The 24,583-nt window shown below is 63.2% G+C and carries 23 protein-coding genes; 9 read left to right on the top strand and 14 right to left on the bottom strand.

Going from position 1 to position 24,583, the window contains the following annotated elements; translation table 11 throughout:
- Positions 1-27: 27 nt before the first annotated feature.
- The gene (locus DQ397_RS09340; RefSeq protein WP_043213023.1) at positions 28-1,692 is read right to left on the bottom strand and encodes a bifunctional diguanylate cyclase/phosphodiesterase; all 1,665 of its coding nucleotides are present in this window, start codon (positions 1,690-1,692) and stop codon (positions 28-30) included.
- A 252-nt stretch (positions 1,693-1,944) separates the two neighbouring features.
- Between DQ397_RS09340 and rep the strand changes: the two genes are divergently transcribed.
- Both rep and xpt read left to right on the top strand, forming a co-directional pair.
- Complete coding sequence (rep, locus tag DQ397_RS09345) at positions 1,945-3,954, top strand: DNA helicase Rep (RefSeq protein WP_043213020.1); 2,010 nt, start codon at positions 1,945-1,947, stop codon at positions 3,952-3,954.
- 71 nt (positions 3,955-4,025) lie between these two features.
- Complete coding sequence (gene xpt / locus DQ397_RS09350) at positions 4,026-4,598, top strand: xanthine phosphoribosyltransferase (protein WP_043213018.1); 573 nt, start codon at positions 4,026-4,028, stop codon at positions 4,596-4,598.
- Between the two features lie 29 nt (positions 4,599-4,627).
- On the opposite strand, the gene DQ397_RS09355 is transcribed toward xpt, so the two are convergent.
- The 6 genes from DQ397_RS09355 to dadA all read right to left on the bottom strand — a co-directional run bounded on the left by DQ397_RS09355 (position 4,628) and on the right by dadA (position 10,630).
- Positions 4,628-6,493 carry an acetyl-CoA hydrolase/transferase C-terminal domain-containing protein gene (locus DQ397_RS09355; protein ID WP_043213016.1) on the bottom strand — a complete coding sequence of 622 codons (1,866 nt, stop codon included), beginning with the start codon at positions 6,491-6,493 and terminating at the stop codon, positions 4,628-4,630.
- A gap of 127 nt (positions 6,494-6,620) precedes the next feature.
- Complete coding sequence (locus DQ397_RS09360) at positions 6,621-7,025, bottom strand: cytochrome c5 family protein (RefSeq protein WP_043213033.1); 405 nt, start codon at positions 7,023-7,025, stop codon at positions 6,621-6,623.
- Positions 7,026-7,179: 154 nt separating this feature from the next.
- Entirely contained in the window at positions 7,180-7,728 is a 549-nt protein-coding gene (locus DQ397_RS09365; RefSeq protein ID WP_043213014.1) for a cupin domain-containing protein, read from the bottom strand.
- Positions 7,729-7,838: 110 nt separating this feature from the next.
- A complete protein-coding gene (alr, locus tag DQ397_RS09370) occupies positions 7,839-8,912 on the bottom strand; it encodes an alanine racemase (RefSeq protein WP_043213012.1) in 1,074 nt (357 codons plus the stop codon).
- Positions 8,913-9,003: 91 nt separating this feature from the next.
- A complete protein-coding gene (locus DQ397_RS09375) occupies positions 9,004-9,357 on the bottom strand; it encodes a RidA family protein (RefSeq protein WP_043213010.1) in 354 nt (117 codons plus the stop codon).
- Positions 9,329-10,630: a D-amino acid dehydrogenase gene (gene dadA, locus DQ397_RS09380; protein WP_043213007.1), complete on the bottom strand. Its 1,302-nt coding sequence runs from the start codon at positions 10,628-10,630 to the stop codon at positions 9,329-9,331. The genes DQ397_RS09375 and dadA overlap by 29 nt, the downstream gene beginning before the upstream one ends.
- Before the next feature lie 155 nt (positions 10,631-10,785).
- Between dadA and DQ397_RS09385 the strand changes: the two genes are divergently transcribed.
- Positions 10,786-11,274, top strand: a complete 489-nt coding sequence (locus tag DQ397_RS09385) for an Lrp/AsnC ligand binding domain-containing protein (protein ID WP_043213006.1) — start codon at positions 10,786-10,788, stop codon at positions 11,272-11,274.
- Between the two features lie 3 nt (positions 11,275-11,277).
- Here the strand turns inward: DQ397_RS09385 and DQ397_RS09390 are convergent, their stop codons facing one another.
- The gene (locus DQ397_RS09390) at positions 11,278-11,631 is read right to left on the bottom strand and encodes a YkgJ family cysteine cluster protein (protein ID WP_043213004.1); all 354 of its coding nucleotides are present in this window, start codon (positions 11,629-11,631) and stop codon (positions 11,278-11,280) included.
- Positions 11,632-11,812: 181 nt separating this feature from the next.
- Here DQ397_RS09390 and DQ397_RS09395 point away from each other — a divergent pair, with 181 nt between their 5' ends.
- Positions 11,813-13,105 (top strand): FAD-binding oxidoreductase, encoded by a 1,293-nt coding sequence (locus tag DQ397_RS09395; RefSeq protein WP_043213003.1) that lies wholly within the window; start codon positions 11,813-11,815, stop codon positions 13,103-13,105.
- A gap of 35 nt (positions 13,106-13,140) precedes the next feature.
- On the opposite strand, the gene DQ397_RS09400 is transcribed toward DQ397_RS09395, so the two are convergent.
- Positions 13,141-13,371, bottom strand: a complete 231-nt coding sequence (locus DQ397_RS09400) for a DUF1127 domain-containing protein (protein WP_043213001.1) — start codon at positions 13,369-13,371, stop codon at positions 13,141-13,143.
- A gap of 179 nt (positions 13,372-13,550) precedes the next feature.
- Here DQ397_RS09400 and DQ397_RS09405 point away from each other — a divergent pair, with 179 nt between their 5' ends.
- Positions 13,551-14,981, top strand: a complete 1,431-nt coding sequence (locus DQ397_RS09405) for a PLP-dependent aminotransferase family protein (RefSeq protein WP_043212999.1) — start codon at positions 13,551-13,553, stop codon at positions 14,979-14,981.
- A gap of 60 nt (positions 14,982-15,041) precedes the next feature.
- Positions 15,042-16,598, top strand: coding sequence for a phospholipase D family protein (locus tag DQ397_RS09410; protein ID WP_043212998.1), 1,557 nt, complete (start codon positions 15,042-15,044; stop codon positions 16,596-16,598).
- Between the two features lie 93 nt (positions 16,599-16,691).
- Here DQ397_RS09410 and DQ397_RS09415 read toward each other — a convergent pair whose 3' ends face one another.
- Together DQ397_RS09415 and DQ397_RS09420 are read right to left on the bottom strand one after the other, a co-directional pair.
- On the bottom strand, positions 16,692-17,831 hold the full coding sequence (locus DQ397_RS09415) for an MFS transporter (RefSeq protein WP_043212996.1): 1,140 nt from the start codon (positions 17,829-17,831) through the stop codon (positions 16,692-16,694).
- 170 nt (positions 17,832-18,001) lie between these two features.
- Positions 18,002-19,495 carry an aldehyde dehydrogenase gene (locus DQ397_RS09420; RefSeq protein ID WP_043212993.1) on the bottom strand — a complete coding sequence of 498 codons (1,494 nt, stop codon included), beginning with the start codon at positions 19,493-19,495 and terminating at the stop codon, positions 18,002-18,004.
- A gap of 195 nt (positions 19,496-19,690) precedes the next feature.
- On the opposite strand from DQ397_RS09420, the gene DQ397_RS09425 reads away from it, so the two are divergent.
- A complete protein-coding gene (locus DQ397_RS09425; RefSeq protein ID WP_043212991.1) occupies positions 19,691-20,050 on the top strand; it encodes a cupin domain-containing protein in 360 nt (119 codons plus the stop codon).
- A gap of 107 nt (positions 20,051-20,157) precedes the next feature.
- Here the strand turns inward: DQ397_RS09425 and rpmG are convergent, their stop codons facing one another.
- Positions 20,158-20,313, bottom strand: coding sequence for a 50S ribosomal protein L33 (rpmG, locus tag DQ397_RS09430; protein ID WP_003253507.1), 156 nt, complete (start codon positions 20,311-20,313; stop codon positions 20,158-20,160).
- A gap of 11 nt (positions 20,314-20,324) precedes the next feature.
- The gene (rpmB, locus tag DQ397_RS09435) at positions 20,325-20,561 is read right to left on the bottom strand and encodes a 50S ribosomal protein L28 (RefSeq protein ID WP_043212989.1); all 237 of its coding nucleotides are present in this window, start codon (positions 20,559-20,561) and stop codon (positions 20,325-20,327) included.
- Between the two features lie 362 nt (positions 20,562-20,923).
- Here rpmB and DQ397_RS09440 point away from each other — a divergent pair, with 362 nt between their 5' ends.
- A complete protein-coding gene (locus DQ397_RS09440) occupies positions 20,924-22,513 on the top strand; it encodes an ABC transporter substrate-binding protein (protein ID WP_043212986.1) in 1,590 nt (529 codons plus the stop codon).
- Positions 22,514-22,561: 48 nt separating this feature from the next.
- Here DQ397_RS09440 and radC read toward each other — a convergent pair whose 3' ends face one another.
- Positions 22,562-23,242, bottom strand: coding sequence for a DNA repair protein RadC (gene radC / locus DQ397_RS09445; protein ID WP_043212984.1), 681 nt, complete (start codon positions 23,240-23,242; stop codon positions 22,562-22,564).
- 125 nt (positions 23,243-23,367) lie between these two features.
- On the opposite strand from radC, the gene coaBC reads away from it, so the two are divergent.
- Complete coding sequence (gene coaBC, locus DQ397_RS09450; RefSeq protein ID WP_043212982.1) at positions 23,368-24,579, top strand: bifunctional phosphopantothenoylcysteine decarboxylase/phosphopantothenate--cysteine ligase CoaBC; 1,212 nt, start codon at positions 23,368-23,370, stop codon at positions 24,577-24,579.
- Positions 24,580-24,583: the final 4 nt, after the last annotated feature.

Raw genomic sequence — 24,583 nt, forward strand, 5'->3', positions numbered from 1 at the left:
GTTCCCCCCGCGAAAATACCGCCGCAGCTATAGACTCACTACCTGCGCCTGCGCCGCCTGCTGCAGGTAATCCATCAACGCCTCCACCGGAAGGGGTTTGCTCACCAGGTATCCCTGCACTTGGTCGCAGCCGAACCCACGCAGCAGCGCTAACTGCTCTTCGGTCTCCACCCCTTCGGCCACCACCTCTAGGTTGAGGTTGTGCGCCAGGTTGATCATGGCGTGCACCAGCTTGCGGTTCTCCTCGCGTAGCTCCATGCCGCCCACGAAGCTGCGATCCACCTTGAGCAGAGTGATCGGCAGGCTGTTCAGGTGCACGAACGACGAAAAACCTGTGCCGAAGTCATCCAGGGAAAAGCGCACGCCCAGGCGCCCCAAGGCGTCCATCGTCTGGCGGACCAGCTCGTTGCGGCGCATGACGGCAGTCTCGGTGAGCTCGAATTCCAGCCAGCGGGCATCGACACCATGCTCGATGATCAAGCGGCTGAGCGTGGCCAGCAACTGGCTGTCCTGGAATTGGCGGAAGCTCAGGTTAACCGCCATGTGCAAGGGTTCGAGCCCGCGCTCTCGCAAGGCCTGCATGTCGCGCAGGGCCCGGGAGATCACCCAGTAGCCCAAGGGCACGATCAAGCCGCTCTGCTCGGCCAGGGGCACGAATTCGCTCGGTGGCAGCAGGCCTCGCTCGGCATGACGCCACCGCACCAGGGCCTCGAGGCCGACGATGCGTCCATCGCCCAGGCTCAGCCGGGGCTGGTAGTGCAGCTCCAGCTCGTCGCGACGCAGGGCCCGGCGCAGCTCGCTTTCCAGATCGGCCAGGCTGCGGGCGTTGCGGTTGATCCGCTCGTTGAACACATGGAAGGTGCAGCCCTGGCTGCCCTTGGCCTGGCGCATGGCGATATGGGCGTGCCACATCAGCGGATCGGCGCCGGCCTGGGCCCGGGCGTGGGCCACGCCCAGGCTGGCACCGAGCAACAGGCTCTCGCCATCGACCCAATAGGGTTCGGCGAGGGCCTCGACGATGCGCTCGGCCATCCACTCGGCGCGGTTGGCATCACGCCGGGTGTCGATCAGCAGGGCGAATTCGTCGCTTCCCAGGCGGGCCAGCTGGTCCCCGGCCTCCAGTTGCTGCTTCAACCGCGCCACCACTTGCAGGATGAGGCGGTCGCCGCCCTGATGGCCCAAGGCATCGTTGACGTGGCGGAAGTTGTCCAGGTCCAGGTGACCCAGCGCGACGCCACGGCCTTCGTTTTCCGCCAGACGCGCCGTCAGCAGCGCCTGGAAGCCCTGACGATTGGCGATGCCGGTCAAGGGGTCCTGCTCGGCCAGGCGCTGCAAGGTGGCCACCAGCACGCCCCGCTCGCGCACGTGGCGCAGGGAACGACGCAGCGCATCGCCACTCAACTGCTCGCGCACCAGCCAGTCGCTGACCGCGCTGGGTGGCGTGTCAGGCTCTTCATCGAGCAACAGGATGGTGGGCAGGTCACAACGACCGGGGGCCGGCTGCAATGCCGGCCTCGCCAAAACGACGGCTTGGCGGTCATTGGCGAACAGACTGTCCACCGATTCCCAATTCGGTGCGGTCAACAAGACCGCGCTCCCGGCCAGCGGCTGCAGGCACTCGCGCAGCAGGGTGGCCCATTCCGGCTCATCAGCCAACAGCAGCAAACGCAACGGTTCGACAGGCGTGGACAAGCGAGCTCCTTAGGCTTGAACAGTAGGACGACGGGCGCGGAGCATCCAGCCCTCACGAATGAAAATAATTTTCACTTAAAGTGCCACTCCATAGCCAGTATCCCGACGCATTTTGTCGTGCATCCTGCGCGAAAGTAACAAAAGCGGCAAATCCGATTCGCGCCTTGCATCACACTGTCAGACGGTAACGCCACAACCGCCCCATGCCTGCTAGAATGCGCGGCTATTTTCTGGTGACCCCCGGTTTCTAGCATGTCCCGACTCAATCCCCGGCAACAAGAAGCCTGTGACTACGTCGGCGGCCCTCTATTGGTGCTCGCCGGTGCAGGCTCCGGCAAGACCAGCGTGATCACACGCAAGATCGCCCACCTCATCCAGAACTGCGGCATCCGTGCCCAGTACATCGTGGCCATGACCTTCACCAACAAGGCCGCGCGCGAGATGAAGGAGCGGGTCGGCACCCTCCTGCGTCCAGGTGAAGGCCGCGGCCTGACCGTGTGCACCTTCCACAACCTGGGGCTGAACATCATCCGCAAGGAGCATGAGCGCCTGGGCTACAAGCCGGGCTTCTCGATCTTCGACGAGACCGACATCAAGGCCTTGCTGTCGGACATCATGCAAAAGGAATACTCAGGCGACGACGGCATCGACGAGATCAAGAACATGATCGGTGCCTGGAAGAACGACCTGATCCTGCCCGCCGAGGCCCTGGAAAAAGCCCGCAATCCCCGCGAGCAGACCGCCGCCATCGTCTACACCCACTACCAGCGTACGCTCAAGGCGTTCAATGCAGTGGACTTCGACGACCTGATCCTGCTGCCGGTGAAGCTGTTCGAAGAACACAAGGATGTACTCGAACGCTGGCAAAACCGTGTGCGCTACCTGCTGGTGGACGAATACCAAGACACCAACGCCAGCCAGTACCTGCTGGTGAAAATGCTGATCGGGATGCGCAACCAGTTCACCGTGGTGGGCGACGACGACCAGTCGATCTACGCCTGGCGGGGCGCACGTCCTGAAAACCTCATGTTGCTCAAGGAGGACTACCCCTCCCTGAAAGTGGTGATGCTGGAGCAGAACTACCGCTCCACCAGCCGCATCCTGCGCTGCGCCAACGTGCTGATCGCCAACAACCCACATGCTTTCGAGAAGCAGCTGTGGAGCGAGATGGGCGTGGGTGACGAGATCCGTGTGATCCGCTGCAAGAACGAGGAAGCCGAGGCCGAGCGCGTGGCCATGGAAATCCTCACCTTGCACCTGCGCACCAACCGGCCCTACAGCGACTTCGCCATCCTCTACCGGGGTAACTACCAGGCCAAGCTGATCGAGCTCAAGCTCCAGCACCACCAGGTGCCGTACCGCCTTTCCGGCGGCAACAGCTTCTTCGGACGCCAGGAGGTCAAGGACCTCATGGCCTACCTGCGCCTGCTGGTAAACCCGGACGACGACAACGCCTACCTACGCGTGATCAATGTGCCGCGCCGGGAAATCGGCTCCACCACCCTGGAAAAACTCGGCAACTACGCCACCGAGCGTGGCGTGTCGATGTACGCTGCCAGCGAGGAGCTGGGCCTGGGCGAGCACCTGGATGCCCGTTACACCGAGCGCCTGCAGCGCTTCAAGCACTGGCTCGACGGGGTGCGCCAGCGCGTGGCCCTGGAAGACCCGATCGCGGCCCTGCACGACATGATCCGCGACATCGACTACGAGAACTGGATCCGCCAGAACACCGCCAGCGACAAGGCGGCGGAGTTCCGTATCAGCAACGTCTGGTTCCTGATCGATGCCTTGAAGAACACCCTCGAGAAGGACGAAGAGGGTGACATGACCATCGAGGACGCCATCGGCAAGCTGGTGCTGCGCGACATGCTCGAGCGCCAGCAGGAAGAGGAAGAAAACGCCGAAGGTGTGCAGATGATGACCTTGCACGCCTCCAAGGGCCTGGAATTCCCTTACGTGTTCATCATGGGCATGGAGGAGGAAATCCTTCCGCACCGCTCCAGCATCGAGGCCGACACCATCGAGGAAGAGCGGCGTCTGGCCTACGTGGGCATTACCCGCGCCCGCCAGACCCTGGCCTTCACCTTCGCCGCCAAGCGCAAGCAGTACGGCGAAATCATCGACTGCACCCCCAGCCGGTTCCTGGACGAACTGCCGCCGGACGACCTGGCCTGGGAGGGCCTGGACGACGCGCCTGTCGAAGTGAAGGCCGCGCGCGGCAACAATGCGCTGGCCGACATCCGGGCCATGCTCAGACGCTGATCAACCCTTATTATTCAACCTTTGCCGCGGCCTGGTCCGTGGCCACCTTTGCTACATCGAGGAATACCACAGTGGAAGCACTGAAGCAGAAGATTCGCGAAGAAGGCATCGTGCTTTCCGATCAGGTTCTCAAAGTCGACGCGTTTCTCAACCACCAGATCGATCCGGCGCTGATGCAGCTGATCGGTGACGAGTTCGCCCGTTTGTTCGCCGACTCCGGTGTGACCAAGATCGTCACCATCGAAGCCTCAGGGATAGCCCCGGCGGTGATGACCGGCCTGAAGCTGGGCGTGCCGGTGATCTTCGCCCGCAAGCACCAGTCGCTGACCCTGACCGAGAACCTGCTGACCGCCTCGGTGTACTCCTTCACCAAGCAGACCGAGAACACCGTGGCCATCTCGCCGCGTCACCTCAACAGCAGCGACCGCGTGCTGGTGATCGATGACTTCCTGGCCAACGGCAAGGCATCCCAGGCGCTGATCTCGATCATCAAGCAGGCCGGTGCCACCGTTGCGGGCCTGGGCATCGTGATCGAAAAATCGTTCCAGGGCGGCCGCGCCGAACTGGACAGCCAGGGCTACCGCGTCGAGTCGCTGGCTCGGGTCAAGTCGCTCGAAGGCGGCGTGGTCACGTTCATCGACTGATGCCTCCTGGGGCCGCCTTGCGGCCCCTGCTACCTCCGGGTGGCGGCCAACCCTGCCAGCAGCAATCGCTGGTACAGCTCTTCCTTAAGCCCCTGCGGCTGCGCCAACCCCATCCGCGCCAACTGCGCCGGATAGGCCTCGGGCGCGGGCGCATCCAGCGCTGCCTTGCCCAACGCCAGCACTTCACTCAATTTGAATTTGCTCTTGAGCCAGTTGAGTGCCCGAAGCAAATCCCGCTCCTCGGCCGTGAAATCACACCCCAATGGATACTCCGGGAACAGCCGCGCATGCCGCTCGCGTATCGCCTCCAGACGCTCGGGCGTGTTGTCGGTAAAGCGCGTGGCCAGCGTGAAGCCTTTGGGCAGCTTGCCCGCCGCCTTCGCCTGCTCCATCAACGGCTGCTGGAAACGTGAATCGCTGATCGCCAGCAACCTGGCGATGACTTCGCTATCGGTCTGTCCACGCAGATCGGCGATACCGTATTCGGTCACCACGATGTCACGCAGATGCCGGGGAATGGTGCAGTGACCGTAGTTCCAGAACAGGTTGGAAGTCACCTCGCCCCCGGACTCGCGCCAGCTGCGCAGGAGCAGCAGGGAGCGCCCGCCCTCCAGGGCATGCGCTTGCGCGACAAAGTTGTATTGCCCGCCTACCCCGCTGAGCACCCGGCCATCCTCAAGCTGGTCGGCCACGCCGGCACCGAGCAAGGTCATGCCGAATGCTGTGTTGATGAAACGAGCGTCGCGGCGCTGGCGACGCTTGAGCGACTCCTGCCCGTACAGCTCGTTGATGTAGCTGATCGCGGTCATGACGAAACGGTCGCGTTGCTCAAGAGGCATCTCCCGCAGACGCCGGTAGAACGCCTCGGGGCCCAGGAAGAATCCGCCGTGCACCAAAGCCCCGTCCTCGTCGGCCGGGCGCCGTACTACCCCCGCCTCGGCCAGCACCAGCAAACCGTTGACGAACATCTCGCTGCAGCCATACAGCCCCTGGGCAATGGCATCGCGCCCACCCTCGCGCTCGATCAATCCCTGCCAGGGCGTGAGGTCCAGAGCATCGAGCAGTGCCCGGTAGCCGGCGTTGTCACCCTGGCGCGCCAACAAGGCCGCGGTCACCGCATCGCCCATGGCGCCGATGCCGATCTGCAGGGTACCGCCATCGCGCACCAGGGCACTGGCGTGAAGCCCAATGCAGTGGTCCTGGGTGGTGACCGGCATGTTCGGGGTACAAAACAACCGGCGCCGCTCAGGCTCGTCGATCAACAGGTCGAAGGCTTCCCGGCCAAGTTCGGCCCCTGCAGGCATGTAGGGCAGCTCGGTGTGCACCTGGCCGAGCAGCAGGATGGTCTCACCGGCGGCGCGACGACGGGCGATCATCGGCAACAGGTCGAGGGTGATGTCCGGGTTACAGGCAAGGCTCAGGTGATCGGGGCGCTCGGGCGTGGCGGCTACCAACTGGGCGATCAGGTTCAGGCCATTGGCGTTGATGTCCCGCGCCGCATGGGTGTAGTTGCTGCTGACATAGTCCTGCTGGGCGCTCTCGCTGTGCAGCAGGCTGCCAGGCTGCAGGAAGAACTGCTCGACGCGGATGTTGCCGGGCAGGCTGTCGTTGCGCAGGTCGGCGAGGTAGTCGAGCTCTTCATAATCGGCAAAAACCCGCTCGACGAAGGGCTCCAGAAAACGACGTTGCAAGCCATCGCCAAGCGGCGGCCGCCCGAGGCTCAAAGCGGTGTAGATCGTCAGTTGGCGCTCGGGTAGCTGGCGCACCCTGGCATACAACGCGTTGACGAAGGCATTAGGTTTGCCCAGGCCCAAGGGCAGGCCCATGTGGATGTGGGCGGGTAGACGGGCCAGGACCTGTTCTACCGCCTGGTCGAGGGAACAGCACTGGGTCATGGGGCCTCCTGTGAACATCCATGCGCAGGGGTTGGACCGTTATTACCCGTGAAAAAGCCACCCCATTTCGTAGCCCAGAAACACAAAGCCCGCCATGGGAGGCGGGCTTGGGGGAATCAGGCAGGGATTACAGCCCCGACATCTTCTTGATGGCGCCCTTGAGCTCGTCATCCGAGCAGTCGGCACAGGTGCCTTTGGGCGGCATGGCGTTGATACCGGTAATGGCCTTGGCCAGGATGCCGTCCAGACCACCCTGGTGGTCAGCACGCTCCTTCCAGGCGGCGGTATCGCCGATCTTCGGCGCGCCGAGCAAGCCGCTGCCATGGCAAGCGTTGCAATGCTTGGCGATGATTTCATCTGGGGTCTTGGCACCACCGCCACCTGCGGTAGCAGCCACTGCCATGCCTTTGCACTCCTGGCCCTGGACGCACACCTGGCCGACCGGCTCGAGGCGCTTGGCGATTTCGTCGTTGGTCGCAGCGGTTGCGCTCATTGCCCAAAGGGCGAATACGGCTGCTGGTACGGCCAGCATCTTCTTGATTTGGTTCACGCGAACACCCTCATGGTGGCTAATCACGCCCGCGGCCACGGATCTGCGAGCGTTTGAAAGTATAGCGGGAACCCCGAAACCGTGGAACGACCCCACAAGGGAAAGGGGTATTGCCGAAACAATGCACTGCGCTGGATCAAAAGTTCGAGGGTGTCGCCGCGCTGATCAGCCTGGCAGGCTCTTCGAAGGGGTTGCGAAAACGGTGTGGACGGGTGCTTTCGAAGTAGTAGCTGTCGCCGGCCTCGAGGATGAACGTCTCGGTACCGACCACCAGCTCGAGCCGGCCTTCGAGCAGGATGCCGGTCTCTTCGCCGTCGTGGGTGAGCATTTCTTCGCCGGTATCGGCCCCGGGCGGATACACCTCGTTGAGGAAGGCGATCGCCCGGTTGGGGTGCGATTTGCCCACCAGCTTCATGGTCACTGCACCGTCGGAGATGTCGATCAGTTCGTGAGCCTTGTAGACGACCTGGGTAGGGCTTTCAGGCGCCAGCTCCACGGAGAAGAACTCGACCATGGACATGGGGATGCCGCTGAGCACCTTGCGCAGGGAGCTGATCGAGGGGCTCACGCTGTTCTTCTCGATCATCGAGATGGTGCTGTTGGTGACGCCCGCGCGTTTGGCGAGTTCACGCTGGGACAGGCCCTTGAGCTTGCGGATGGCTTGCAGTCGTTCACCGACGTCCAAAGCTGGAGCCTCCTGAAACGGTCGAGGTGGGAGCGAAGTGTGAACGATATGATGGCAACGCCGTTCAGTATTTACAACACTTCGCCCCGCAGCCTGTCCGCTTCAGCGCCTCATTCGCCGATATAGTCCAGCGGTACACGCTTGAGGTTGCAGAAGATCTGGTACGGGATCATCCCGGCCTGGGCAGCCACGTCGCTGGCCAGCACCTGCTTGCCCCACAATTCCACCGGACTGCCGACCGTGGCTTCGGGTACGTCGGTCAGATCGACGCAGAGCATGTCCATCGACACCCGGCCGATCAGTTGGGTGCGTTTGCCGGCGACCATCACGGGCGTGCCGGTCGGTGCCTGACGCGGATAGCCGTCGGCATAGCCCATGGCGACCACGCCGACGCGGGTCGGGCGTGGGGTGATGAACTTGGCGCCGTAACCTACCGGCTCACCGGCCGGCAGTTCGCGCACGCTGATGATCCGCGATTGCAAGGTCATCACCGGCTGCAGGCGCTCGGCCTGGGGCTGGGACACTTCGAACGGGGTGGCGCCGTACAGCATGATGCCGGGGCGCACCCAGTCGCTCGGCACCTGGGGCCAGCCCAGCACCGCAGGCGAATTGCGCAGGCTGCACTCGGCCGCCAGGCCCTGGCGGGCGGCTTCGAACACTGCGACCTGTTGGGCTGTGGCGTCGACATCCAGTTCGTCGGCGCGAGCGAAGTGGCTCATCAGCACGATACGCGCCACTTTCCCGCTGGCCAGCAGGCGCTGGTAGCTTTCTTGGTAATCCTTCGGGTGCAGGCCGACCCGGTGCATGCCGGTGTCCATCTTCAACCAGACCGTCAATGGCTTGTGTACTGGCGTCTTCTCGATCGCTTCGAGCTGCCACAGCGATTGCACCACGCACCACAGGTCATGTTCGGCGATCAGCGCCAGCTCGCTCGCCTCGAAGAAACCTTCGAGCAACAGCACCGGGGCTTTGATCCCGGCGGCGCGCAGCTCCAGCGCTTCCTCGATGCAGGCCACGGCAAAACCATCGGCCTCGGTTTCCAGGGCCAAAGCGCAACGCACCGCGCCATGGCCGTAGGCATCGGCCTTGATCACGGCAAGGGCTTTGGCGCCGGACAGCTCACGGGCCAGGCGGTAATTGTGGCGAAGGGCTTGAAGGTCGATCAGGGCACGGGCGGGACGCATGGCGGCAGCCTTCTGGCAGTCTGGTTATGAATTAAGTCCCTGGCGCGACAGGCGTGGGGTAGTGCCCGCCGAGCCAGGGTGAGGGAACGGTTTACGGCAGCGCGGCGACTACCGACATCTCGACGAGGATTTCCGGCTCGCACAGCTTGGCCTCGACCGTCGCGCGGGCCGGAGCGACGCCTTGGGGCAGCCACTGATCCCACACCGCGTTCATGCCCAGGAAATGCGCGTCGATGTCCTTGAGGTAGATGGTCACCGAGAGCAAACGGGTCTTGTCGGTGCCGGCCAGCTCCAGCAGGCGCTCGATGTTGGCCAGCACCTCGCGGGTCTGCTGTTCGATCCCGGCGTCCAGATCGTCCCCCACCTGGCCCGCCAAGTAGACAGTGCCGTTATGGGTGACGATCTGGCTCATGCGTTCATTGGTGAGCTGGCGCTGGATTGCCATGCTTGGAAATCTCCTGGTTGTTGCCGTAACGCGAAATATCGAGGCCTTCGGCGCTGATCTGTGGCTTCTTGCGCGCGATCAGGTCGGCCAGCAAGCGACCGGAACCACAGGCCATGGTCCAGCCCAAGGTACCGTGACCGGTGTTCAGGAACAGGTTGCGGTACGGGGTGGCGCCCACGATCGGGGTCCCGTCCGGGGTGGCCGGGCGCAGGCCGGTCCAGAAGCTGGCCTGGCTCAGGTCGCCGCCGCGAGGATAAAGATCGTTGACGATCATCTCCAGGGTTTCGCGCCGACGCGGGTTCAGCGAAAGGTCGAAGCCTGCGATTTCGGCCATGCCGCCCACACGAATGCGGTTGTCGAAACGGGTGATGGCGACCTTGTAGGTTTCGTCGAGAATGGTCGAGGTCGGGGCCATGTCCGCGTTGGTGATCGGTACGGTCAGCGAGTAGCCCTTGAGCGGGTAGACCGGCGCCTTGATGCCCAGCGGCTTGAGCATCTGCGGAGAATAGCTACCCAGGGCGAGGACGTAGCGGTCGGCCGTTTCCAGCTTGCCGTCGATCCATACACCATTGATGCGGTCACCCGCGAAGTCCAGGCGCTGGATGTTCTGGTCGAAGCGGAACTCGACGCCCAGCTTGACCGCCATCTCGGCGAGCTTGGTAGTGAACAGTTGGCAGTCGCCGGTCTGGTCGTTCGGCAGGCGCAGGGCGCCGGCCAGGATGTCCTTCACGCCGGCCAGGGCAGGTTCTACGCGGGCGATGCCGTCGCGGTCGAGCAGCTCGTAAGGCACGCCGGATTGTTCGAGGACAGCGATGTCCTTGGCGGCAGCGTCCACCTGGGCCTGGGTGCGGAACAGCTGGGTGGTGCCCAGGGAGCGGTTTTCGTAGGCAATGCCGGTTTCGGCGCGCAGTTCATCGAGGCAGTCGCGGCTGTACTCGGACAGACGCACCATGCGCTCCTTGTTCACCGCATAGCGGTTGGCGGTGCAGTTGCGCAGCATCTGCGCCATCCACAGGTACTGGTCGACATCACCGGTGAGCTTGATAGCCAAAGGGGCGTGGCGCTCGAGCAGCCACTTGATGGCCTTGAGCGGCACACCTGGGGCAGCCCATGGAGAGGCATAGCCGGGCGAGATCTGGCCTGCGTTGGCAAAGCTGGTTTCCATGGCCACCGCTGGCTGGCGGTCGACCACCGTCACTTCGAAACCTTGCCGGGCCAGATAGTAGGCACTGGCGGTTCCGATCACACCGCTACCAAGTACCAGAACTCGCATTGTTTATTCCTCGCACGCGGCGCACCGCAGACTTTTGTTGAAATGGCTGGATTGGGCGCAGTATAGGGAGGAATAGCCAGTGCATTTCACTATATAAAAGCCTATATTTGGCGAGAATTCTCGGCAAAATCGCCTTTCACGGAGGGGCATCCCCTATGAGAACCCAGCACCAGACCAAGCGTGAACTGGACAAGATCGACCGCAATATTCTGCGTATCCTGCAGAACGATGGCCGTATCTCGTTCACTGAACTGGGCGAAAAGGTCGGCCTTTCCACTACCCCTTGCACCGAGCGGGTTCGCCGCCTGGAACGCGAGGGGATCATCATGGGCTACAACGCCCGGCTCAATCCGCAGCACCTCAAAGGCAGCCTGCTGGTGTTCGTCGAGATCAGCCTGGACTACAAGTCCGGCGACACCTTCGAGGAGTTCCGCCGCGCCGTGCTCAAGCTGCCTCACGTGCTGGAGTGCCACCTGGTCTCCGGCGATTTTGACTACCTGGTGAAGGCGCGCATTTCGGAGATGGCCTCCTACCGCAAGCTGCTCGGCGACATCCTGCTCAAGCTGCCCCACGTGCGCGAGTCCAAGAGCTACATCGTGATGGAAGAAGTCAAAGAGAGCCTCTGCCTGCCGATTCCGGAGTGAGGCTCAGACCAATACCTGGCGGGTGGTGGCAATGAACTGATGCACCAGTTCCTCGGCCTGCGGCTCGATCATCTGCTCAGGCCCCCGCCCTCGCGGGCAGGCCAGCCGTGGCGTGGTGCCGAACAGTCGGCAGATTATCGGGCGCTCTTGATAGACCGTGCAGCCATTGGGACCCAGGTGCACACAGTCGAGGCGCTCGAGCGCAGCGTCCTGCTCGGCGCGGGATTTGCGCGGCAGGCGTGCCATCTCCTCGGCTGAGGTCGTGACCGGGCCGCAGCAGTCGTGACAACCCGGCTCGCACTCGAAGGATGGAATCAGTTCGCGCAAAAAGTGGATCTTGTGGCTGTTGCAGGACATGGCGAGATAAGCAGCAGGAAAAAGTGAGGAAATTATAGGCCTGTTCGCAGGCAAATCTGCTCCCGCGCATCGAACCGGTAAGCGCGGTTTTATCCACGAACGACGGCGCAGGCCTCGCAGTTGCCCACCTTGCACCTGCGACTTATCCTCGCCCTTTGGCCTTAGCACCGGGAAACGACAGATGATCCACAGCGCGCAGCACGCCGCCTCTTATTACGCCGCCAGCAGCGTGCCGCACCCCGACTACCCGGCGCTCGAAGGTGAGCACAGCGCTGATGTGTGCATCGTCGGCGGCGGCTATTCGGGCCTCAATACTGCCATTGAGCTGGCCGAGCGTGGTTTGTCCGTCATCCTGCTGGAAGCGCGCAAGATCGGCTGGGGGGCCAGCGGACGCAATGGCGGGCAATTGATCCGCGGCGTTGGCCATGGTCTGGAGCAATTCCTGCCCATCCTCGGCGAGCAAGGCGTACGCAACTTGAAACTCATGGGCCTGGAAGCAGTGGATATCGTCCGCGAGCGTGTCGAGCGCCATGCCATCGCCTGCGACCTGACCTGGGGCTACTGCGACCTGGCCAACAAGCCGGGTGAGCTGGAAGGCTTCGCCGAAGACGCCGAGGAACTGCGCAGCCTCGGTTATCGTCACGAACTGCGCCTGGTACCGGCCTCGGACATGCACAGTGTGGTGGGCTCGGATCGCTACGTGGGCGGACTGATCGACATGGGTTCGGGCCATCTGCATCCGCTCAACCTGGCCTTGGGCGAAGCACGGGTCGCCGCCAGCCTGGGCGTGAAGCTGCACGAACAGTCTGAGGTGACGCGCATCGACTATGGCTCGCAGGTGCAAGTCCATACCGCCAAAGGGCGTGTGCGCGCCGGCACCCTGGTGCTGTGCTGCAATGCCTACCACAACGACCTGAATCGCGAGCTGGGCGGCAAGGTGCTGCCTGCCGGTAGCTATATCATTGCCACCGAGCCACTGGGCGAGGAACGTGCCCGCCAACTGTTGCCACAGAACATGGCGGTCTGCGATCAGCGAGTGGCGCTGGACTACTATCGCCTGTCGGCCGACCACCGCCTGCTGTTCGGCGGAGCCTGTCATTACTCCGGGCGCGACCCGAAGGACATCGCCGCCTACATGCGCCCCAAGATGCTCAAGGTATTTGCGCAACTGGCCGATGTGCGCATCGACTATCAATGGGGCGGCATGATCGGCATCGGCGCCAACCGCCTGCCGCAGATCGGGCGCCTGGCCAGCCAGCCGAACGTCTATTACGCCCAGGCGTACTCCGGCCACGGCGTGAACGCCACCCACCTGGCCGGGCGCCTGCTGGGTGAGGCCATCAGCGGCCAGCAGAGCGGTCGCTTCGACCTGTTCGCCCAGGTCCCGCATATCACCTTCCCCGGTGGAAGGCTGCTGCGTTCGCCGCTGCTGGCCTTGGGCATGCTCTGGCATCGGCTTAAGGAGTTGGTCTGACTCCAGGCACTACCCCCGCTCCCACACAATTGCGGTTAGTCCTTCCAGAAGGGTTTGCGCCCTTCTTCGCGAGCCTGCTCCCAGCTCAGTCCCACATCCTTCAGTTGGCTATCATCCAACTGCAACAAGACCCGGCGAGTGCGCCAGCGGTGCAGCATCAACCCCCAGCGCCCCAGCCCGGCCGGGGCGTTGTAGACCTTGGGCCGCAGGCCTTCTTCCAGTTCTTTAGCCAATAATTGCAAACGTACGTCGCTCACGCCGTCCATCGCCACGCTCTCCTGCTCTGATCGAACCCTGGAAAAAGCATGCCGTTTCGCGCCCTCGACAATACAGATCCAATACCGGCTTATTATTCCCATACAGAATTGGCCGAAACAGGACTGAATGGCGTATTTTCCACCCATCTGTACCGATCCTAGTCGCAGACGGTTCCAGGGAGTATGCCATGACCCTTTACCTCAACCTTGCCGAACTGCTTGGCGCACGCATCGAACAAGGCCTGTACCGCCCCGGCCAGCGCCTGCCATCGGTGCGTGCCCTGAGCCTTGAGCATGGGGTCAGCCTGAGCACGGTGCAGCAGGCCTATCGTCTGCTCGAAGACAACGGCCTGGTCTCGCCGCGGCCCAAGTCCGGCTATTTCGTCGCCGAGGACCGCAGCCTTCCTGCGCTGCCCGCCATGAGCCGCACCGCCCAACGTCCGGTGGATATCTCGCAGTGGGACCAAGTGCTGGAACTGGTGCGCAGCACGCCGCAAAAAGGCGTGATCCAGCTCGGTCGCGGCATGCCCGACATCGACAGCCCGACCCTCAAGCCCCTGCTGCGAAGCCTGGCCCAGCTCAGTCGGCGCCAGGACATGCCAGGTCTGTACTACGACAACATCCATGGCAACCTGGCCCTGCGCGAGCAGATCGCCCGGCTGATGCTCGACTCCGGCTGCCGCCTGGGCCCGGCCGACCTGGTGGTGACCACTGGCTGCCATGAGGCGTTGTCCACCAGCATCCGCGCCGTGTGTGAACCGGGGGATATCGTGGCCGTCGAAGCGCCCAGCTTCCACGGCGCCATGCAGACCCTCAAAGGCCTGGGCATGAAGGCCCTGGAGATTCCCACCGATCCACTCACCGGCATCAGCCTGGAGGCCTTGGAACTGGCGCTGGAGCAGTGGCCCATCAAGCTCATCCAGCTCACCCCCAGCTGTAACAACCCACTGGGCTACATCATGCCCGAGGCGCGCAAGAAGGCCCTGCTGAACCTCGCCCAGCGCTACGACGTGGCAATTCTCGAAGACGATGTGTACGGCGACCTGGCCTACACCTACCCGCGGCCGCGGACCATCAAGTCGTTCGATGAAGACGGCCGCGTGTTGCTGTGCAGCTCTTTCTCCAAGACCCTGGCGCCGGGCCTGCGGGTCGGCTGGGTGGCGCCCGGACGCTACCTGGAGCGCGTGCTGCACATGAAGTACATCAGCACCGGCAGTACCGCCAGCCAGCCGCAACTGGCCATCGCCGATTTCATCGAAGCCGGCCACTATCAGCCCCACGTGCGCCGCATGCGCAGCCAGTACCAACGCGGCCGCGACCAGATGAGCGACTGGGTGACACGGTACTTTCCGCCCGGCACGCGCGCCAGTCGGCCCCAAGGCGGGTTCATGCTGTGGGTTGAATTGCCGGAAAGTTTCGATACGCTGCGCCTGAATCGCGCTTTACTGGAGCAGGGGGTGCAGATCGCCGTCGGCAGTATCTTCTCGGCGTCGGGCAAGTACCGGCATTGCCTGCGCATGAACTTCGCCGCGCGGCCCACGCCCCAGATCGAAGCTGCGGTACGCAAAGTGGGTGAAACCGCCCTTCGTCTACTGGAAGCGGACGAAGACCCGGCGTAACTTTGCGCCGCCCTCCACGGTCCAAACCATAAAGCCTTTGCTGTACAGGACGTTCTTCACTTGAGACTCCAGCGAGCTCTGCCACTGTTGCTGGCGCTGCTGCTTGGCCTGTCGGGCTGCGCCAGCGTCAGTACGCCCCGCCAGGTCAGCCAGACGCTGCCGGCCAGCGAATCGGCGTTCGGCCGCTCCGTCCAGCGCCAGGCCGCGCCCTATGACGGGCGCTCGGGCTTTCGCCTGCTGCCCAACAGCAACGAGGCCTTTCGCGCCCGCGCCGAGCTGATCCGCAACGCCCAGGCGAGCATCGACCTGCAGTACTACATCGTCCACGATGGCTTGAGCACCCGAGCCCTGGTCCACGAGCTGCTGCGCGCCGCCGACCGCGGCGTGCGCGTGCGCGTGCTGCTCGACGACACCACCAGCGACGGCCTCGACACCATGATGGGCACCCTCGCTGCCCATCCCAACATCCAGATCCGCGTATTCAACCCCTTGCACCTGGGGCGCAGCACCGGCGCCACCCGCGCTGTAGGCCGGCTGTTCAACCTGTCGCGCCAGCATCGGCGCATGCACAACAAGCTGTTTTTGGTGGACAACAGCATGGCCATCGTCGGCGGTCGCAACCTGGGCGATGAATACTTCGACGCCGAGCCGAACCTCAACTTCACCGACATCGATCTGCTCGGCGTAGGCCCAGTGGCCGACCAGCTCGGCCACAGCTTCGACCAGTACTGGAACAGCGCCCTGAGCTTGCCGATCGGCGACTTTCTCTGGCGCCAGCCGGATGCCAACGACCTGCGGGCCAGCCGCAAGCGCCTGGAGATTTCACTGGCGCAAGCGCGGGTCAAGCACAAAGCCTTGTACGACCGCTTGATGGCCTACCAGTCCAATCCACGGCTGGACGCGTGGCGCAACGAGCTGATCTGGGCCCACAGCAAGGCCCTCTGGGATTCACCTAGCAAGGTACTGGCCCAAGGCGAGCCGGATCCACACCTGCTGATGACCCAGCAGTTGGCACCGGAGCTTGCCAATGTGCACCGCGAGCTGATCCTGGTATCGGCCTACTTCGTACCGGGCGAATCGGGCTTGCTGTACCTGACCGGCCGCGCCGATGCCGGTACGTCAGTCAAGCTGCTGACCAACTCCCTGGAAGCCACCGACGTCCCAGCGGTACATGGCGGCTATGCCCCCTATCGCCGCGCCCTGCTCGAGCACGGCGTGCAGCTGTACGAACTGCGCCGCCAACCCGGTGACCCGAGCGCTTACCGCAGCCTGCGCCTGTATGGCAGCTCGGATTCCAGTTTGCACAGCAAAGCCATCGTCTTCGACCGACGCAAGACCTTCATCGGATCGTTCAACTTCGACCCACGCTCGGTGTTGTGGAACACCGAGGTCGGCGTGCTGGTCGACAGCCCCGAGCTGGCCGAATACACCCGTGATCTTGCGGTGCAGGGCATGGCGCCAGCGCTGAGCTATCAGGCCAAGCTGGTGGGGGACAAACTGGTGTGGGTGACCGAGGACAACGGCAAACGCCGCATGCTCACCTCCGAGCCAGGCGGGCTGTGGCGGCGATTCAATGCCTGGATCAGCAAGGCGGTGGGGCTGGAGAAGATGCTGTGAGCCGCCGCCCCGTTCGCAGGTGAACCCTGCCCACAATTCAAGCAGCGCTATAGCGCCGCACCTGTGGCCCGCGAATCAGCTACAAACTCGCTATCAGGCCGAAGCAGGCTCGAAGGCATCGCGCCTGCGAGTCAACACGACCAACCCCGCCGCCCCTGCCGCCATCAGCCACGGCAATGCATGGCCACTGATCCATTGACTGCCGGCGCCAGCGATCAGCGGCCCTAGCAGGCAACCGATGCCCCACAGCTGCGCCACATGCGCGTTGGCGCGCACCAGTTCATCGTCCCGGTAGCGCTCACCGATCAGCACCAGCGACAGGGTGAAAAGCCCGCCGGCACTGGCCCCGAACAACACCCAGACCGGCCAGATCGCAGGTGTGTGCAAGGTCAGCGGAATGGCCAGACTCGAAACGAGCAGGGTCAAGGCGCAACCACTGAACAGCGTCCGCCGCGACATGTAGTCGGCCAGGGCCCCGATCGGCAGCTGCAGCACGGCATCGCCCACCACCACGGTGCTGACCATGAACAATGCGATCTCGGCGGTGAACCCTTGCTGCAGGCAGTACACCGGCAGCAAGGTCAGGATCATCGCCTCGAAGGCAGCGAACAGCGCAATGGCCCAGGCGATCACCGGCAGACGCCGGCAAAACCCGAACAGGTCGCCGAAGGTGACGCTGCATGCCTCGGTGCTGGGTGCACCGCCGCGGCCCAGCAGCAGCAAGGGTGCGAACAGCAGCAGCGCTGTGGCGGCCCAGAATCCAAAGTCATCGTCCGAGCCCAAGAACCCCAGCACCAAGGGGCCGGCAAGCTGGCTCAGGGCATAGCTGCTGCCATACAGCGCCACCAACCGACCGCGCCACTGCTCGACCACCAGTTGGTTGATCCAGCTTTCACCCAGGATGAACACCACCGTCAGGGCCATGCCGATCACCAGGCGCAATGCCAGCCACAGCGCATAACTGGGCAGCACGGCTACAAGGCCGATCGATAACGCACCGCCCCACAGGCACAGGCGCATCGCCGCTGGCACACCGACCCAACCCGCCAGGCGGCTGGCCAGGCTGGCCCCGAGTAGCACACCGAGCGCGGGCATCGCGGCCATCACGCCGATGGCGAACCCACCGTAGCCCCAGCCCTCCAGGCGCAAGGACACCAGCGGCATGCTCACGCCGAGCGCGAGCCCGACACTGAGCACCGACGCCAGCACGGCAAAATAGGTTCCCCAACGCATGACAGCCTCCCAGGCAGATCTTGAACAGCAAAGACGACAAAGCCGGGACGGCATGGGCCGGCCCGGCTAGTTGCTTTCAGGGCTGCTGCGCAGCCCATCGTGGGTAACCGCTCCTACGAATCCTGTGGGAGCGGTCATCCACGAAAAGGGCCGCCCAGCGGCCCGCTGGATTACAGCTTGATCCAGGTCGCTTTCAGCTCGGTGTACTTCTCCAGTGCGTGCAGCGACTTGTCACGACCGTTGCCCGATTGCTTGAAGCCACCGAACGGCGCGGTCATGTCACCACCATCGTACTGGTTGACCCACACGCTGCCGGCGCGCACGGCACGAGCGGTGTTGTGGGCCTTGGAGATGTCGGCAGTCCAGATGCCAGCCGCCAGGCCGTACGGGGTGTCGTTGGCAATCGCCACGGCTTCCTCGGCGGTGTCGAAGGTGATGACCGACAGCACAGGGCCGAAGATCTCTTCCTTGGCGATCTTCATGGCGTTGGTCACGCCGTCGAAGATGGTCGGCTCGACGTAAGTACCGCCGGTTTCTTCCAGAATACGCTTGCCGCCCGCGAGCAGCTTGGCACCATCCTGGTGACCGGCGTCGATGTACGACAGCACGGTGTTCATTTGCTGGGTGTCCACCAGAGCACCGACGGTGGTCGACGGATCCAGCGGGTTGCCCGGCTTCCAGGCCTTCAGGGCCTCGACCACCATCGGCAAGAACTTGTCCTTGATCGAGCGCTCGACCAGCAGGCGCGAACCTGCGGTGCAGACTTCGCCCTGGTTGAAGGCGATGGCGCTGGCAGCGGCTTCGGCGGCGGCCTTGAGGTCAGGGGCGTCGGCGAAGACGATGTTCGGGCTCTTGCCGCCGGCTTCCAGCCAGACGCGCTTCATGTTCGACTCGCCCGCGTAGACCATCAGCTGCTTGGCAATCTTGGTCGAGCCGGTGAACACCAGGGTGTCGACGTCCATGTGCAGGGCCAGGGCCTTGCCCACGGTGTGGCCGTAGCCTGGCAGCACGTTCAGCACGCCTGCCGGGATGCCCGCTTCGATCGCCAGCTGGGCGATACGAATGGCCGTCAGCGGCGATTTTTCCGATGGCTTGAGGACGATGGAGTTACCAGTGGCCAGGGCCGGGCCGAGTTTCCAGCAGGCCATCAGCAGTGGGAAGTTCCACGGCACGATCGCGCCGACCACGCCCACAGGCTCGCGGGTCACCAGACCCAGCTGATCGTGCGGAGTCGGGGCGACTTCGTCGTAGACCTTGTCGATGGCTTCGGCAGTCCAATGGATGGCGTTGGCGGCACCTGGGACGTCGATGGTGGAGGAGTCACCGATCGGCTTGCCCATGTCCAGGGTTTCCAGCAGGGCCAGTTCTTCGACGTTCTTGCGCAGCAGGTCGGCGAAGCGGATCAGGGTAGCCTTACGCTTGGCCGGAGCCTGGCGCGACCAGACGCCGGATTCGAACACGGCGCGGGCATTTTCGACGGCGCGGTTGGCGTCGGCCAGATCGCAGCTGGCAACCTTGGCCAGGAAGCGTCCGTCCACCGGGCTCAGGCAGTCGAAGGTTTCACCGGATGCGGCATCGGTGTATTCGCCGTTGATGAAGGCGCGACCTTCGATCTTCAGTTGCTGGGCACGCTGTTCCCAATCCGCACGAGTCAGGGTGGTCATACGAAACTCCTCCTCTTGTTAAGGTGCAACGCCGTACTGAGGACATCACGGCGTGTCAATAATTCTGGCCGGGTGACAAGCGCACACTGGCACCCGACACCCTAAACCAGCCGGTGGAAACTATCAATATATTTGACACGAAAGGCCTAAACGCCTACTGATGTGCATTTTATTAAACAACAAAAGGGAATCACCATGAGCATCGGCACCATCATCGACTTCGCTCAGGCACTCACCGAGGCCGAACGCTACCGTCCAGCGGCGGAAAAAATCCTCAAGGGCGAGCCCGACCAGGCGGTCTACAACCACTATTCCAGCCCCTGCGGCCAGTTCGCCGCCGGCGTGTGGGAAGGTGAGGTGGGCCAGTGGACGGTGAACTACACCGAGCACGAATACTGCGAGATCACCCAGGGTGTCTCGGTACTGCGCGACCAACAGGGCAATGCCAAGACCCTGCGCGCCGGCGATCGGTTCGTCATCCCGGCCGGCTTCAAGGGCACCTGGGAAGTGCTGGAGCCCTGCCGCAAGATCTACGTCATGTTCGAACAGAAGTAAGAGTCGCAGGTGAAGGGCATCATCGAAGGTTTCCTCTTCCGCCCTGAACGCCGGACATAAAAAAACCCGCTTCCGAGGAAGCGGGTTTTTTTCAGGTTGCCGATCAATTACTTGATCTTGGCTTCCTTGTAGACCACGTGCTTGCGGACGACCGGATCGTATTTCTTGATCTCGATCTTGTCCGGAGTGGTGCGCTTGTTCTTGTCGGTGGTGTAGAAGTGGCCGGTACCGGCACTCGAAACCAGACGGATCAATTCACGCATGATGTTCTCCCTTAAACCTTGGCGCCAGCACGACGGATGTCGGCCAGAACGGCATCGATACCGCGCTTGTCGATGATACGCATGCCCTTGGCGGAAACGCGCAGACGCACGAAACGCTTCTCGGACTCAACCCAGAAACGGTGGTGCTGCAGGTTTGGCAGGAAACGACGACGGGTTTTGTTGTTTGCGTGGGAAATGTTGTTCCCGGTTACCGGACCCTTACCGGTAACTTGACAGACTCTCGACATGCCTCAGCCCTCTAAAACCACATGCCCAACCCGGCATGGGTTGGCCGCTTAATCTCTCAGTCTATGGCGCCAGGCGCCGTGTTTCCGGGGGTCTTATCGACCGAATCGGCTTGCGCGACAGACCGTGCCCCTAGAAAAGAGCGCTGCTTTATACCAGAAAGACTCGACCACAACAACAGAAGATACGCATCCTGATAGGGCCGAGCGCGCCCGGCCAGCATAGCGACAAGGCTGGCGTGCTGTCGACCGCTCGTCGCCGGGCAGGCGAAAAAGAAGGTGGCCATTTATCAATGCGCACACTAGGGTAGGACCTTTCCTCAGCTGCACAGTCAGATGGGCCCCGGATCAGTCAAGGAGTCACCATGCGTGTCGCCGCCCTATCGTTGTTGTTCACCTCCCTGTTCGCCGCAGGCCTCGCCCAGGCGGCGCCCCTCTCCGTTTGCACCGAGGCTAGCCCCGAAGGCTTCGACGTCGTCCAGTACAACTCGCTGACGACCACCAACGCCTCGGCCGATGTGCTGATGAATCGTCTGGTGGAATTCGATGCCAGCCAGGGCAAGGTGGTGCCCAGCCTGGCTGAAAGCTGGACAGTGTCCGATGACGGCCTGATCTATGACTTCAAGCTGCGCAATGGCGTGAAATTCCATACCACATCCTGGTTCAAACCCAGCCGTGACTTGGACGCCGACGATGTGCTGTTCAGCTTCCAGCGCATGCTCTACCCCGCCCACGCCTGGCACAAGACAGCGCCTGGAGGGTACCCGCATGCCCAATCGCTGCAGCTGGCCAGCCTGATCAAGCTGATCGAAGCGCCGGAACCGCACACGGTACGCTTCACCCTGACCCACCCGGACGCGACCTTCCTGGCGACCCTGAGCATGGGTTTCGCCTCGATCTATTCCGCCGAGTATGCCGACAAGCTGCTCAAGGCCGGCACCCCGGAAAAGCTCAACAGCCAGCCGGTCGGCACCGGACCGTTCGTGTTCCAGCGTTTCCAGAAGGACGCGGTGGTGCGCTATCGCGCCAACCCCGACTATTTCGCGGGCAAGCCCGCCGTCGACCCGCTGATCTACGCCATCACCCCAGACGCCAACGTACGCCTGCAGAAACTCAAACGCGGCGAATGCCAGGTGGCCCTCTCGCCCAAACCGTTGGATATCACCGAAGCTGGCAAGGACGGTAATCTCAAAACCGCAAGTGTCCCGGCGTTCATGACGGCGTTCGTCGCCATCAACAGCCAGCACCCACCGCTGGACAAATCCGAGGTGCGCCAGGCCATCAACCTGGCCTTCGACAAGCCCGCCTATCTCAAGGCCGTGTTCGAAGGCACCGCCATCGCGGCCAATGGCCCCTACCCGCCCAACACCTGGAGCTACGCCAAGGACTTGCCTGGCTACGCCATGGACCTTAAAAAAGCCAAGGCGCTGTTGGCCAAGGCAGGGCTTGCGGACGGTTTTGCCACGACGATCTGGACCCGCCCCTCAGGCAGCCTGCTCAATCCAAACCCGAGCCTGGGCGCACAGATGCTCCAGGCGGATCTTGCGAAGATCGGTATCAAGGCCGAGATCCGCGTGATCGAATGGGGCGAGCTGATCCGCCGGGCCAAGGCTGGCGAGCATGATCTGCTGTTCATGGGCTGGGCCGGCGACAACGGCGATCCGGACAACTTCCTCACCCCGCAGTTTTCCTGCGCGGCGGTCAAGTCCGGTACCAACTTCGCGCGTTTTTGCGATAACCGCCTGGATCAGCTGATCAGCGCCGGCCGCACCACTAACGACCAGAGCGTGCGCAGCCGTTTGTATCAACAGGCGCAGACGCTGATCCAGCAGCAGGCACTGTGGTTGCCACTGGCCCATCCGACTGCAGCCACGCTGCTGCGCCAGGGTGTGGAGGGTTACCAAGTGAGCCCGTTCGGGCGATTGGATTTCAGCAAGGTTTCCGTCACGCGCTAAGTCATTGGCCGGGGCGCTTTGCGCCCCATCGCTGGCCATAAAGCAGCCTTAGGCCTCGAACCACCCTTGCTCGATCATCGACAGCGGCTCACCGTCCCCGACGATGACATGATCGAGCACCCGCACATCGATCAACGCCAATGCCCGTTTGAGCACCAGCGTCATGTGCACGTCATCCTCGCTGGGCTCGCTATGGCCTGACGGATGGTTATGGCACAGGATCAGGGCGGCGGCGTTGTGCAACAGCGAGCGCCGCACCACCTCACGCGGGTAGACGCTCGCCCGGTTGATCGTCCCCCTGAACAGGACCTCGAACGCCAGCGGCCTGTGCTTGGTGTCCAGAAACAGACAGCCGAACACTTCGCTAGCTTCGTGACGCAGCCTGGACTTCAGATAACGCCGCACAGACGCCGGATTCTCCAGAACGGCTTCACGCGAGATGGATTCATCCAGATAACGTCTGCCGATCTCCAGCAACGCTTGCAACTGCGCATATTTCACCAATCCCAGGCCCGGTTCGCGCAGCACGGCATCGCGGTCTGCCTCGAGAAACTGCCTGAGTCCGCCGAAGCGCATCAAAAGCCCCCGCGACAGGTCCAGCACATTTCGCCCGGCAACTCCCGAGCCCAGCAGCACAGCGAGCAATTCAGCGTCCGACAGCACGGCCGCACCGCGCTGCAACAGCTTCTCCCGTGGCCGCTCGTCCGCTGGCCATTCCCTGATGTTCATACCCCTCCTTGCGTGTTACTGCGGTGCGTTTAGGCCCTGTGTTAATCTATCCCGCTCCGTAGATGCGACGATCTGCCGCAGGCAGCAGTCGTCGTCGCCCGCTTTCACTGGAAAAAGGCAAGCCTATGCAGCGGCTGTATCGCAAGCGCATCGTTCTCGGCGTGGGTGGCGGCATCGCCGCCTACAAGAGCGCCGAGCTGATTCGCCGACTCCTGGAACACGGCGCGCAGGTGCGCGTCGTCATGACCCGAGGTGGTGCCGAGTTCATCACCCCGCTGACCCTGCAGGCACTGTCCGGCCACCCGGTGCACATGGATCTGCTCGACCCCGCGGCCGAAGCGGCCATGGGGCACATCGAACTGGCCAAGTGGGCCGACCTGGTATTGATCGCCCCGGCCACCGCCGACCTCATGGCACGCCTGGCACAAGGCATGGCCGATGACCTGCTGACCACCCTGGTACTGGCTACCGATGCCACTGTTGCCGTGGCGCCAGCCATGAACCAGGCCATGTGGCGCGACGCGGCCACCCAGGCCAACCTCGAACTGCTCAAGAGCCGCGGCATCCAGGTATTCGGCCCGGCCTCCGGCAGCCAGGCCTGTGGCGACGTTGGCCTTGGTCGCATGCTCGAAGCCACGGATCTGGCCTGGTGCGCAGCCGAAAGCTTCAAGCGCCAGTCGCTGACCGGCAAGCATGTGCTGATCACCGCCGGCCCCACCCAGGAAAACATCGACCCGGTGCGCTACATCACCAATCATAGCTCCGGGAAGATGGGCTTCGCCCTGGCCGAGGCGGCTGCCGAAGCCGGGGCTCGGGTGACCCTCGTCACAGGCCCCGTGCACCTAGCGACGCCCGATCGCGTCAACCGGATCGACGTGGTGAGCGCGCGGGACATGCTCGCGGCCTGCGAGGCCGCCATGCCCTGCGACTTGTTCATCGCCTCGGCAGCGGTCGCGGACTACCGCCCGGAAGTCGTTGCCCCGCAAAAGCTCAAGAAAGACCCTACGACCGGCGACGGCATGCTGCTGCAGATGGTGCGCAATCCAGATATCCTTGCGACCATCGCTGGCCGCACCGATCGTCCGTTCAGCGTCGGCTTCGCCGCCGAGACCGAACACTTGCTCGATTACGCCACGCGCAAGCTCAAGGACAAGAACCTCGACCTGATCGTCGCCAATGATGTGGCCAACCCCAGCATCGGCTTCAACAGCGAGGAAAATGCCCTGACCGTCATCGACCGCCAGCAGCACCAGACCCTCTTCGCGCAGACCAGCAAGGGCAAGATCGCCCGACAACTGGTCGCCTTCATCGCCGAACGGCTCAACCAGGTTCAATAAGTTA

Origin of the sequence: Pseudomonas sp. CK-NBRI-02 (assembly GCF_008124495.1) — a bacterium.
Taxonomy (GTDB): domain Bacteria; phylum Pseudomonadota; class Gammaproteobacteria; order Pseudomonadales; family Pseudomonadaceae; genus Aquipseudomonas; species Aquipseudomonas guariconensis.